The organism is Pseudomonas sp. PAMC 25886, from assembly GCF_000242655.1.
Taxonomy (GTDB): Bacteria; Pseudomonadota; Gammaproteobacteria; order Pseudomonadales; family Pseudomonadaceae; genus Aquipseudomonas.
In genome coordinates this window covers 54,103-66,802 of record NZ_AHHC01000042.1, presented here as the reverse complement: position 1 = coordinate 66,802, position 12,700 = coordinate 54,103, and the positions used below count along the sequence as shown (strand labels likewise).

At 61.9% G+C, this 12,700-nt stretch carries 9 protein-coding genes; 7 read left to right on the top strand and 2 right to left on the bottom strand.

Features of this window, described 5'->3' with window-relative positions; genetic code table 11:
* Window positions 1–64: 64 nt before the first annotated feature.
* The 3 genes from MUM_RS0113165 to dacB all read left to right on the top strand — a co-directional run bounded on the left by MUM_RS0113165 (window position 65) and on the right by dacB (window position 5,096).
* Entirely contained in the window at window positions 65–1,000 is a 936-nt protein-coding gene (locus MUM_RS0113165) for a glutathione S-transferase family protein (protein ID WP_010170352.1), read from the top strand.
* A 110-nt stretch (window positions 1,001–1,110) separates the two neighbouring features.
* Complete coding sequence (locus MUM_RS0113160; protein ID WP_050543206.1) at window positions 1,111–3,537, top strand: TonB-dependent siderophore receptor; 2,427 nt, start codon at window positions 1,111–1,113, stop codon at window positions 3,535–3,537.
* Window positions 3,538–3,638: 101 nt separating this feature from the next.
* Window positions 3,639–5,096, top strand: a complete 1,458-nt coding sequence (dacB, locus tag MUM_RS0113155) for a D-alanyl-D-alanine carboxypeptidase/D-alanyl-D-alanine endopeptidase (protein ID WP_010170350.1) — start codon at window positions 3,639–3,641, stop codon at window positions 5,094–5,096.
* Window positions 5,097–5,267: 171 nt separating this feature from the next.
* Here the strand turns inward: dacB and MUM_RS0113150 are convergent, their stop codons facing one another.
* Window positions 5,268–6,143: a helix-turn-helix domain-containing protein gene (locus MUM_RS0113150; RefSeq protein ID WP_010170348.1), complete on the bottom strand. Its 876-nt coding sequence runs from the start codon at window positions 6,141–6,143 to the stop codon at window positions 5,268–5,270.
* 138 nt (window positions 6,144–6,281) lie between these two features.
* Between MUM_RS0113150 and MUM_RS0113145 the strand changes: the two genes are divergently transcribed.
* Entirely contained in the window at window positions 6,282–7,193 is a 912-nt protein-coding gene (locus MUM_RS0113145; RefSeq protein WP_010170346.1) for a DMT family transporter, read from the top strand.
* A gap of 125 nt (window positions 7,194–7,318) precedes the next feature.
* On the opposite strand, the gene norR is transcribed toward MUM_RS0113145, so the two are convergent.
* Window positions 7,319–8,863, bottom strand: coding sequence for a nitric oxide reductase transcriptional regulator NorR (gene norR, locus MUM_RS0113140; protein ID WP_010170344.1), 1,545 nt, complete (start codon window positions 8,861–8,863; stop codon window positions 7,319–7,321).
* A 147-nt stretch (window positions 8,864–9,010) separates the two neighbouring features.
* Here norR and hmpA point away from each other — a divergent pair, with 147 nt between their 5' ends.
* The 3 genes from hmpA (at window position 9,011) to cyoA (ending at window position 12,699) form a co-directional block, all read left to right on the top strand.
* Window positions 9,011–10,192, top strand: coding sequence for an NO-inducible flavohemoprotein (hmpA, locus tag MUM_RS0113135; protein WP_010170342.1), 1,182 nt, complete (start codon window positions 9,011–9,013; stop codon window positions 10,190–10,192).
* Window positions 10,193–10,451: 259 nt separating this feature from the next.
* On the top strand, window positions 10,452–10,958 hold the full coding sequence (locus tag MUM_RS0113130) for a disulfide bond formation protein B (RefSeq protein WP_010170340.1): 507 nt from the start codon (window positions 10,452–10,454) through the stop codon (window positions 10,956–10,958).
* Between the two features lie 799 nt (window positions 10,959–11,757).
* On the top strand, window positions 11,758–12,699 hold the full coding sequence (gene cyoA, locus MUM_RS0113125) for a ubiquinol oxidase subunit II (protein WP_010170339.1): 942 nt from the start codon (window positions 11,758–11,760) through the stop codon (window positions 12,697–12,699).
* Window position 12,700: the final 1 nt, after the last annotated feature.

The following is a 12,700-nucleotide window of genomic DNA, read 5'->3' as shown; positions in this document are numbered from 1 at the left end:
CCATGCGCGCCTTTGCCGGGTTTGCAGGCTAAGCTGGACGCTCACACATTGAGCGGAGCCTGGCATGTCTGAGTTGATCCTCCACCACTACCCGCAATCCCCGTTTGCTGAAAAAGCCCGCCTGTTGCTGGGCTTCAAAGGCCTGTCCTGGCGCTCGGTGCATATCTCACCGGTGATGCCCAAGCCTGACTTGACCGCCCTCACTGGCGGTTATCGCAAGACCCCGGTGCTGCAGGTCGGCGCCGATATCTACTGCGACACCGCGCTGATCGCCCGCCGCCTGGAGCAGGAAAAGGCCGCGCCGGCGCTGTTTCCCCAAGGCCTCGAACTGGTCAGCCAGGGCTTCGCCGCCTGGGCCGATTCGACGGTGTTCTCCCATGCGGTGAGCCTGGTGTTCCAGCCGGAGTCCCTGGCGGTGAAGTTCGCCAAGGTACCGCCGGAAATGATCCAGGTGCTGGTGGCCGACCGCAGCAAGTTGTTCAGCGGTGGCACCGCCACCCGTGTGCAACTGGACCAGGCCACACACCAATGGCCGGTGATCATCGGCCGTATCAATCAACAGTTACAGCATCAGCAGGGCGACTTCCTGTTCGGCGAGCCGTCGATTGCCGACTTTGCCCTGGCGCATCCGTTGTGGTTCCTCATGGGCTCGCCGGTGACGTCGCCGCTGGTGGAAACCTATCCCGCCGTGGCCGCCTGGTTGGCCCGGGTGCTGGGTTTCGGCCATGGCACCTCTAGCCAGATGACCGCCGAACAAGCCCTGGACGTCGCGCGTAATGCCACGCCAGCCAACTTGCCGGAAGAAATCTTCGAAGACCCGAACGGCTTCAAGCCCGGCCAGCAGGTGACCATCAGTGCTACCGATTATGGCGTCGATCCAGTGGCCGGCGAGTTGCTGTTCACCGGCCGTGAACAGCTGATTGTGCGGCGCACCGACGAACGTGGCGGCACCGTGCATGTGCACTTTCCACGCTTCGGATTTCGGATCCAACCGGTATGACTGAAATTATTTTCAAATCGGTGTGAGGTAAACCTGTCGGCCATCCGTGTAGTGCTTGAAACTGCGATTAATTCGCATTAACAGCGCTTTTTACACACGGGTTCTCAAGCATGAAGTCCAGGGCAACGTCGGCGGGTTCGGTTAAACAGTGGCTGGGAGCCTCGGTATTGGCGGTTTCGGGGCTGGCGCTGCTGCCCCTGGGCGTGGCGCAGGCGGCTGAGGCGCAGCAACAGAGCACGCTGTTCAACTTTGCCCTGGCCGCCAAGCCGCTGCCCCAGGCCTTGAGTGATTTCACTCGGGTGACCGGCATCAGCGTGGTCTACACCGACGAAGCGCCCTACGCGATCAAGGCCCCGGCCATTACCGGGCAGATGAGCGCGACCCAGGCCATGCAGCGCCTGCTGGGCAATTCCGGCTTCACCTTCCGCCAGATCGACGCCCGCACCCTGGCCCTGGAGCCGCTGCCGACCGACGGCGCGCTGAACCTCGGCGCTACGACCATCAACGGCGCCGCCCTGGCCTCGGATACCACCAGCTATCAGCCGCCGCCTACCAGTTCGGTGATGCGTTCCCACGGTCTGCTGCTGGAAACCCCACAAACCGTCAACGTGGTGCCGGCCCAGGTGATGCGCGATCAACAGCCGCGCAACCTCGACGACGCCCTGACCAACATCAGCGGCATCACCCAGGCCAACACCTTGGGCAGCACTCAGGATGCGGTGATGTTGCGCGGTTTTGGTGATAACCGTAACGGCTCGATCATGCAGGACGGCATGCCCCTGGTGCAGGGCCGCGCGCTGAACTCCACCGCCGAGCGCGTCGAAGTGCTCAAGGGCCCTTCGTCGTTGCTGTACGGCATTCAGGACCCGGGCGGCGTGGTGAATATCGTCAGCAAGAAACCGGAATTGGTCCAATCCACCTCCCTGACCGTGCGCGGTTCGACCTTTGGTGACGGCAAGAACGGCAGCGGCGGCAACCTCGACACCACCGGCCCCATCGGTGACAGCGGGTTGGCTTACCGCCTGATCGTCGACCATGAAGACGAAGACTACTGGCGCAACTACGGCACTCACCGCGAAAGCCTGATTGCCCCGTCGCTGGCCTGGTATGGCGACAGCACCAAGCTGTTATTTGCCTATGAGCATCGGGAGTTTCTCTCGCCGTTCGACCGGGGCACCGCCATCGACCCCAAGACCAACCACCCGCTGAATATCCCGTCGACTCGCCGTCTCGATGAGCCCTTCAACAACATGGAAGGCCGCTCCGACCTGTACCGCTTCGAAGCCGACCACGACCTGAACGACGACTGGAAAGCCCACTTCGGCTACAGCTGGAACCGCGAGACCTACGACGCCAGTCAGGTGCGTGTGGTCAAGGTCAACACCAACGGCACCCTGACCCGCAGCATGGACGGCACCCAGGGCGCGCTGACCACGGACCGCTTCGCCACCGCCAGCCTTGAAGGCAAGGTGAACGTCGCCGGTATGCAGCACGACCTGACCTTCGGCCTGGATGACGAGTACCGCAAGATCTACCGGGCCGACCTGATCCGCCAGTCGCCCCGCGGCACGTTCAACTACAACGATCCGGTCTATGGCAATGAAGTGGCGGGCACCACCGTCAGCGCGCCGGACAGCAACCAGACCGACCTGCTGCGCAGCGACTCGCTGTTTATGCAGGACGCGATCCACCTCACCGATCAATGGATCCTGGTGGGCGGCGCGCGCTATCAGATGTACGACCAATACGCCGGCAAGGGCGTCCCGTTCACCGCCAACACCGACGGCAATGGCCAGAAATGGGTCCCCCGCGTTGGCCTGGTGTACCGCTACACCGACGAGCTGTCGTTCTACGGCAGCTACACCGAGTCGTTCAAACCCAACTCCACCATCGCGCCGCTCGCCAACAAAACGATCCTGGACGGCAGCCTCGAGCCGGAACAGTCGAAGTCCTGGGAGCTGGGGACCAAGCTCGACATGCCGGGTCGCATCACCGCGAGCGCAGCGTTGTTCAACATCGAAAAACGTAACGTGCTGGTCCAGGTGGGCGATGGCCTGACCTCGGTCTACAGCGTCGCCGGCAAGGTGCGCTCCCGTGGCCTGGAACTGGACGCCAGCGGTCAGCTGACGGACAAGTGGAGCGTGATCGGCAGCTATGCCTACACCGACGCGGTCGTCACCGAAGACCCGGAGCTGAAGGGCAACCGCCTGCAAAACGTCGCGAAAAACACCGGCTCGCTGTCGGCGGTGTATGACTTCGGCAGCATCCTCGGGGGTGACCAACTGCGGGTGGGCGCCGGTGCGCGTTATGTGGGCGAACGCTCGGGCGATGCGGCCAACAGTTTCGACCTGCCGGGTTATACCGTGGCCGATGCGTTTGCCACGTATGACACCAAGGTCGATGGGCAGAAGGTCAAGTTCCAGCTCAACGTGAAGAACCTGTTTGACCGCACCTATTACACCTCTGCCGTGAACACCCAGTTCGTGTCCATTGGCGATGCGCGGCAGGTGTCGGTGTCCAGCACCCTGACCTTCTAAATTCGGTGACACCTTATGGCGATGTAGCGGGTTACCTCGCCATAAAGTTGTCGAGCTGCTAGCGTTGCCGCCTTTAATGACTTTGCGGGAACACAAGACCGATGCAGTTGGGACGATGGACACACGCCAGCGGGCTGCTGCTGGGCTTGAGCTTGTTGCTGGGCGGTTGCGCTACGGCACCGAACACTTCCACCAGCGCCAGCCTCGACCAGTTGCTGGCCGACCCGGCACTGCACGGTGCCAGCGTGTCGTTGATGGTGCGTGATGCCCGCAGTGGCAGCACGCTCTACCAACACAACCCGCGCACGCGGCTGACTCCGGCCTCCAGCCTCAAGCTGCTGACCACCTCGGCGGCGATGGATGTGTTGGGGCCGCAGTATCGGTTTTCCACCCAACTGTTGGGCGATGGCCTGCGCCAGGGTGCGGTGCTTAACGGCAATCTGTACCTGCGCGGCCAAGGCGACCCGACGGTCCAGTGGGCGGATTACCAGGCGTTGGCCGCCAGCCTGGCGCAGCAGGGCATCAGGCAGGTGCAAGGCGACCTGGTGTTCGATGACAGCTTTTTTGACGCCGAGCGCCTGGGTGTCGACTGGTCCCAGGACGACGAAAGCACCTACTACGGCGCGCAGATCTCGGCGCTGACGGTGTCGCCTAATACGGATTTTGATGCGGGCTCCCTATTGGTCACGGCCAGGGCGCCGGTGGCGGCGGGGCGCCCGGTGACGGTGGATCTCTTCCCGGCCACCGATTACGTGCAGATCAGCAACCGTGCGGTCAGTGGGGCGGGCAATAGCTACGGGATCAACCGCCAGCACGGCACTAACCTGTTGCGCCTCAGTGGCGCGCTGGCGCCTGGCAAACAGAGCCCGCAACTGGTCAGTGTGTGGGAGCCGACGCAACTGGTGGCGAACCTGTTCGGGCAGGCGTTGGCGGAGCAAGGGATTAGCGTGCTGGGGCGTCGTGTTATCGGCGGTGTCACGCCGACCACGGCGACGGTGCTGGCGATGCACGAGTCGGCGCCGTTGCAGGCATTGATCACGCCACTGCTCAAGCTGTCCAACAACAACATGTCTGAAGCGTTGCTCAAGACCATGGGCCGCAAGACGGCCAATGCCGGGACGGCCCAGGCGGGTGTGGCGGCGGTGGCAGGGTTCCTCAAGCGTCAGGGGGTTGATGCTTCAACCTTGAGCCAGGTGGACGGTTCAGGGCTGTCGCGACGCAATCTGGTGTCGTCGCAAAACCTGACGGACCTGCTGCTGGCCGCCAGCAAACAGCCCTGGTTCAACGCTTGGTACAACGCGTTGCCGATTGCCGGCAATCCGGAGCGCCTGGCGGGTGGCAGCCTGCGCTATCGCCTGCGGGGCACTGCCGCCGAGAACAACCTGCACGGCAAGACCGGCTCCATGAGTGGTGTGTCGTCGTTGACCGGTTATGTCACCGATGCCAATGGGCGTAAGTTGGTGTTCGCGGTGGTGACCAACAATTACGTGGTCGAAGGGGCGCGGGTCAAGGCATTGGAGAACCGCCTGGCCACGGTATTGGCCAACAGCACGGACTAACGAACGCTGAAGATCAACTGTGGGAGCGGGCTTGCTGTGGTGAGGGGGCTTGTCCCCCGTCGGGTTCACCACAGATTGATGGGGCTGCTTCGCAGCCCAGCGCGGGGCAAGCCCGCTCACCACAGCAAGCCCGCTCCCACATTGGACCTGAGCCATTAGGCAGATTGCATTTCAAGGCAGAAACGCCTGCCGGTACTCCCCGGGCGTCGCGCCCATTGCCTGGCGGAACCGGTTGGTAAAGTGGCTGGCACTGGAAAACCCGCACGCCAGGGCGATCTCGCCCAGGGGCAACGACCCGCCCCGCAACAGCTCCCGGGCGCGGGCCAGTCGCCGCGCCAGCAGGTACTGGTGGGGCGGCAGGCCAAAGCTCTCGCGGAACATCCGCGCAAAGTGGTACTCCGACAACGCACACAACCCCGCCAACTGCCCCAGGCTGACCGGCTCGGCCAGTTGCTGGTCGATGTACTCCACCAATTGCCGGCGCTGGTGGGCGGCGAGCCCGCCCTTCAAGCGCAGGCCCTCACGCATTCCCACCTGGCTGAGCAGGGTATGGCTGAGCATTTCATGGGCCAGGCTGCTGGTGAGCAAGCGTTCGCCGGGTTCTTTCCAGTTCAGGCTGATCAGTTGGTGAAAACGCCGGGCTTGTTGGGCATCGTCGAGGAACGTGCTTTCACGCAACAGCAACTCGCGCGGCTCGCGGTCCAGCAATGTCACGCAGCCCAGGGCAAATTGCTCTGGGCTGAAATACACGTGGGCCAGACGGATCTCGCCGTTGATCACCCAGGCCGACTGATGATCGGCCGGCAGGATGCACAGCTTGTCCGGGCCGCCCTTGGTGCCGGGCTGGTCGCGGCGAAAGGTGCCGGTGCCGCCGCCGATGTAGCAGGACAGGGTGTGGTGGTCAGGGGCTTCGTAATCCTGGGCGTCGTGATGGTTGCTCCACAAGGCTGCAGACAAGCCGTCACCGAGCTCGGCGCACAGCTCAAGGCGAGCGTTGGGCGAGCGGTTGAGGGATTGAAAGACTTGCAGGGTTTCCAGTGGCGGCATATTCGTACTCTCTGACGGCTTGCATCCTACTCCCAGCGACGGCGGCTGTGATCCCGGCAGCCGACAAAAGCGCAAGAATCTGCAAGAGGCTGGGTGCCGTCCGGGGCGAAACTGTGGCTCAACCCCAAGGAGCCCGCCATGAACCTATTCCTGTATTTACTCACCGTGCTGATCTGGGGCACCACCTGGATTGCCCTCAAATGGCAGCTGGGCGTGGTGGCGATTCCGGTGTCCATCGTCTATCGCTTTGGCCTGGCGGCGCTGGTGCTGTTCGTGATGTTGCTGCTCAGCCGCAAACTGCAGGTGATGAACCGCCGCGGGCACTTGATCTGCCTGGCTCAGGGTTTGTGCCTGTTTTGCGTCAACTTCATGTGCTTCCTCACCGCCAGCCAATGGATCCCCAGCGGCCTGGTGGCGGTGGTGTTCTCCACGGCCACCTTGTGGAACGCGCTGAACGCCCGGGTGTTTTTCGGCCAGAAAGTCGCGCGCAATGTGTTGATGGGCGGCGGCCTTGGCTTGCTCGGCCTGGGGCTGTTGTTCTGGCCGGAGCTGGTGGGCCACACCGCCAGCCCGCAAACCCTGCTCGGCCTGGGTTTGGCGTTGCTCGGCACGATGTGTTTCTCGGCGGGCAACCTGCTGTCGAGCCTGCAACAGAAGGCCGGCCTCAAGCCGCTGACCACCAATGCCTGGGGCATGGCCTATGGCGCGTCGATGCTGGCGATGTACTGCGCAGTGCAGGGCATTCCGTTCGATATGGAATGGAACAGTCGCTACATCGGTTCGTTGCTGTACCTGGTGATACCGGGTTCGGTGATCGGGTTTACCGCCTACCTGACGCTGGTCGGGCGCATGGGCCCGGAGCGGGCGGCGTATTGCACCGTGCTGTTCCCGGTGGTGGCGTTGAACGTTTCGGCATTTGCCGAGGGCTATCAGTGGACCGCACCGGCGTTGGCCGGCCTGGTGCTGGTGATGGCGGGCAATGTGTTGGTGTTTCGCAAGCCCAAGGCTGGCGCGCCAATCAATCCAATCTACAAGGCGAAGCAGGTCTAGTGTGGGAGCTGTCGAGCCCGAGCGAGGCTGCGATGCAGGCGCTGCGGTCTTGCAGGTGCACTGCGGTGATGCCATCGCAGCCTCGCTAAAGCTCGACAGCTCCCACAGTTGATCTCTTTCGTTCGTTATTTCAAGCCCAATCGCTTGGCCATCCGCCCCAGGTTGGCCCGGTCCAGGCCCAGCTCGCGGGCGGCGCTGGCCCAGTTGTGCTGGTGGCGTTCCAGGCAGGCATTGATGACCCGGCGCTGGTAGTTCTCGGTGGCCAGGCGCAGGTCACCGCTGACGTCCGGCACGTCGACCGGCTGCTCTTCGGCCTGCGGCGCAGTGACGTTCGGCAAGTCCAGGTCTGTCGCGTCCAGGCTGAGAATCTTCGGCCGTTCCCGGCAGTTGCCCAACGCTTTCAATGCACTGCGGCCGATCAAGTGCTCCAGCTCGCGCACATTCCCCGGCCAGGCGTAAGCCAACAGTGCCGCTTGGGCATCGCTGGTCAGGCGCAGGCTGCCCAGGCCCATGCGTGAGCGGTTCTGCTCAAGGAAAAAACCCGCCAGCAACAGCACGTCGCGGCCACGCTCCCGCAGCGCGGGCACTTGCAGCGGATAGACGCTCAAACGGTGGTAGAAGTCCGCACGATAGCGACCGTTTCGTACTTCTTCGGCCAAATCACGGTTGGTGGCGGCGATCAGGCGCACATCCACCTGATGTTCCTTGTCGGACCCCAGGCGCTGCAACTGGCCGCTTTGCAGCACCCGCAACAGCTTGGCCTGCACGGTGAGGGACAGTTCGCCCACTTCATCCAGGAACAGCGTGCCGCCATTCGCCAGTTCGAACTTGCCCCGGCGTTCATTCAGCGCGCCGGTAAATGCCCCGCGCACATGGCCGAACAACTCGCTTTCCACCAGGGTTTCCGGCAGCGCGGCGCAGTTGAGGCTGATCAGCGGTTTCTCGGCCCGGGAGGAGGCGGCGTGGATCGCCTGGGCCACCAACTCCTTGCCCACGCCGGTCTCGCCGGTGATCAGTACCGTCAGGTCGCTGCCGCCCACCAGGTTGATTTCTTCCACCAGGCGTTTGTGTGTCTTGCTCTGGCCGATCATTTCCTTGTGCTGCTGGCCGCTGGCCTGGCGGTAGATTTCGGCCCGCTGGTGTTCGTCTTCGGCCCGCAGGGCCAGGCGTTCGATGCGCTCGGCGACATTCACCGTCGCCGCCGCGAGGCTGGCGAAGGCTTGTAGGGCGTCCAGTTCCACCCGCTCGAAACGCTCGGTGTCGAGGGCGTCGAGGGTCAGCAGGCCCCAAGGCTGGTCATCGACAAACAGCGGGCAGCCCATGCAGTCGTGGACTTCAAGATGGCCGTGCAGGCCGTCCACCAGACCGTCGTAGGGGTCGGGCAGTTCGCTGTCGCTGTCAAAACGGGTCGGGCCGGGGCTGCTGAGCAGCACGCCAAAGCGCGGGTGCTCGCTGACTTTGAAGCGCCGGCCCAGGGTGTCGGTGCTCAAGCCGTCCACCGCAAGCGGTACCAGCCATTCGCCGTCGAGGCGCAGCAGGGCGGCGGCGTCACAGGGCAGCAGGGCGCGCATGGCCTGGAGCAGGCGCCGGTAACGCTCGCCTTCGGGCAGCTCGCGGGAGAGGTCGGCGACCAGGGGCAGCAGGGTGGTGAGCAGCGGTTGCGCAGTCATAATGACTCCTTGTAGTCATAGTGACTATAAAGTGTAGGAAGTCATATTGACTATATTATTTTCAAGATGTTGATTTATAAGTGTTTATTTGTTGGCACGAATACTGAGTAGTAAAGGGTATTCAGTAAGAAGACTCAGGAGTCTGCCATGCTTAGTGCCCAAGACCGTGCCATCGTCAAATCCACCGTGCCCCTGCTGGAAAGCGGCGGCGAAGCCCTGATCACCCATTTCTACCGCATGATGCTGTCCGAGTACCCGGAAGTTCGCCCACTGTTCAACCAGGCCCACCAGGCCAGCGGCGATCAGCCCCGGGCCCTGGCCAATGGCGTGCTGATGTACGCCCGGCACATCGACCAACTGGACCAGTTGGGCGACCTGGTGGCGAAGATCATCAACAAGCACGTGGCCCTGCAAATCCTGCCGGAGCATTACCCGATTGTGGGTGCCTGCCTGCTGCGGGCGATTTCCGAAGTATTGGGAAGCGAGATCGCCACCCCGGAAGTGATGAGCGCCTGGGGCGCCGCCTATGGCCAGTTGGCCGACATCCTGATCGGTGCCGAAGCGGCTATCTATAAAGAGAAGGAAGAGGCGCCGGGCGGCTGGCGCGGTGCGCGCGCGTTCACCCTGGTCAAGCGGGTGGAGGAGAGCGCGGAAATCATCTCGTTTTACTTTGCGCCCGTGGATAACGGCCCGATCCTGGCCGCCGAGCCTGGTCAGTACATCGGCATGAGGCTGGTATTGGATGGCGAGGAAGTGCGCCGCAACTATTCCCTGTCGGCGCGTGGCGACTCGGGCCAGTACCGCATCAGCGTCAAGCGCGAAGCCGGTGGCCGGGTGTCCAACTACCTGCATGACCAATTCCCGGTGGGCGCGAGCATCGACCTGTTCCCGCCATCGGGTGAGTTCACCCTGGCGGCCAGCGACAAGCCCTTGGTGCTGATCAGCGGCGGCGTGGGTATCACGCCAACCCTGCCGATGCTTGAAGCGGCCTTGGCCACCGAGCGTCCGATTCACTTTATCCACTGCGCGCGTAACGGCGGCGTGCATGCGTTCCGCGACTGGGTGGACGGCCTGGCTGCGCAGCATCCGCAACTCAAGCGCTTCTATTGCTATGCCGAGGATGATGGCGTGAGCCCGGCGGCGGACAAGGTCGGCATGCTCAGCCAGGAGCAACTGGCGGCGTGGTTGCCGCAGGAGCGCGACGTGGATGCGTACTTCCTGGGGCCAAAAGGCTTCATGGCGGCGATCAAGCGTCACCTGAAGGCCCTGGGTGTGCCGGAGCAGCAGAGCCGGTATGAGTTCTTTGGGCCGGCGTCGGCGCTGGAATAGGATTTAATCGATACACCGGGTCGGCCCCATCGCGGGCAAGCCCGGCTCCCACATGGGACAGTGTTTGCTTAGGCAACTCAGTCAAATGTGGGAGCCGGGCTTGCCCGCGATGGCGTCAGTACATTCACAACATTTCCCCGATTAATCCGCTGTTAACCCTCCCTGTTTAAACCTCCTCACGCCAACTGCTCAACTTTCACCGTCCGCGTGTAAACTTGCGGCCATTGGCACAACCACAATTGGCTAAAGGGAAACGGGGATGATCGACGAATTGCGTTTGGGCAGGGAGCGACGCTTTCTGGTACTGCTGGGCATCATCTGCCTGGCGCTGATCGGCGGGGCGCTGTACATGCAGGTGGTGTTGGGCGAGGCGCCATGCCCGCTGTGCATCCTGCAACGTTATGCCTTGCTGCTGATCGCGCTCTTCGCCTTCATCGGTGCCGCCATGCGCACCACCCGCAGTGTCACGGTGTTTGAAGCGCTGGTGACCCTCAGCGCCCTCGGTGGCGTCGCCGCTGCCGGTTATCACGTGTACATCCAGTTCTTTCCGAAGGTCAGCTGCGGCATCGATGTGCTGCAACCGATTGTCGATGGCTTGCCGCTGGCCTCGGTGTTTCCCTTGGGGTTCCAGGTCGACGGCTTCTGCGAGACGCCGTACCCGCCTGTCCTCGGCCTGTCCCTGGCCCAGTGGGCGCTGGTGGCCTTTGTGCTCACGGTGATCCTGGTGCCGCTGGGCATCTACCGTAATCGCCAGGGCAAAGCCTAAGCGGTAGCCCGTCAACGCCCCGGCCTTCCTATAAAGAAGGCCGGGGCGTTTTTGTTTGTAGGCATTTTGTGAAGGGACCGTGACGCGGGGCAAGTTTGGGTGCGCGCAGCATGCGACATGTTGTCACACGGACGCTGTCGCAGGACGTTTCTGATGCCCGTAAACGCGGCATAAATTTGCATGAAGCTGCGTTTTATGGCTGTCAGTTCGTCGTCTGGCCGGCGCCGCGAATGGCGTGAGGTCAGCGACATTGGCGGATGTCCGAATGCCTTGTTTTCAGGGCACTTGGATCCGTTTTCGATGCCCTTACAGCCTGTAGGGGATGTGGCAAACTGCCCAATAACACGGCATTTTTTGTGGTTTTTGTCGAGAATCAAACGCGATACGATCGCGGACCTTTGCAATAATGGTGAAGGATTATTGCTGGAAACGATAAAAATTATTTCTGGATAAGACATGGTTTATACATCGCTAGCTAACTACAATCGCCCGCACTGAATGTCCGGTGCTGCTCACCCCTGAGCAAACTAGGGCGGTCGAGAAGCGGATGTAACGTTTCATGCGACCCCAGGTGCCGGCAGCCTTTCAACTATCCGCACCAAATGGAATTGGTCTGTAACAAGGCCTTTGACCAACGAATTCGAATAAGAACTCACCGCTAGCCCGGGACGTGTCGATTCGCGCAAGGTGCGACGGGCAGGCCCTTATTCAATCGAAGAGAAATGCCAACCCTTGGCAGGGTGAAGTGTTGGCGATCAAAACCCAACTGCATTGCGCAAGCTGCTTTAGAGGTCGTGAGATGAGTAAAAACAGGTACCCCCGATTACTAGGCTTTTTGCCGCTGCTCGGCATGCTGTTAATGCTGGGAGGCTGCAAGTGGACCTTGCTCGACCCCAAAGGTCAGGTCGGTCTGGATCAACGAAACCTGATTATCACCGCCACTCTGCTGATGCTGTTGGTTGTAGTGCCCGTGATCATCATGACGTTCGCCTTCGCCTGGAAATACCGCGCGTCGAACACCAGCGCCACCTACGCGCCGAAGTGGTCGCACTCCACCAAGATTGAAATCGCGGTGTGGCTGGTTCCGATCCTCATCATCATCGCCCTGGGTTACATCACCTATAAGTCGACCCACGAGCTGGACCCGTACCGTCCGCTGGACTCCGACGTCAAGCCGATCAACATCGAAGTGGTCGCGCTGGACTGGAAGTGGCTGTTCATCTACCCGGACCTGGGTATCGCCACTGTGAACCAGATCCGGTTCCCGGAGAACACCCCGCTTAACTTCCGGATCACCTCCGACGCCGTGATGAACTCGTTCTTCATCCCTGCACTGGGTGGCCAGATCTACGCGATGGCAGGCATGCAGACCCGTCTGCACCTGATCGCGAACGAAAAAGCTGAAATGGAAGGCATCTCCGCCAACTACAGCGGTGCTGGCTTCACCGGCATGAAATTCAAAGCGATCTCGACGAGCCAGGAAGATTTCAACGCCTGGGTAGCCGAAGTCAAGGCCGCACCTAAACAGCTTGATCAAGCTGAATACGACGCCCTTGCCAAACCAAGCCAGAACAACCCAGTCGCCCTGTACTCCACGTACGAGCCGGACCTGTTTCAGAAAATCGTCGACAAGTACGAAGGTATGAAGCCAGGCAAGCCGATCGAGCACGAGAAGAAAGAAGTGGCCGCGGTTGAAGGTTCTGACACGGGCTCGCATTCAACTGCTGGGGCAGAGGAGTAAA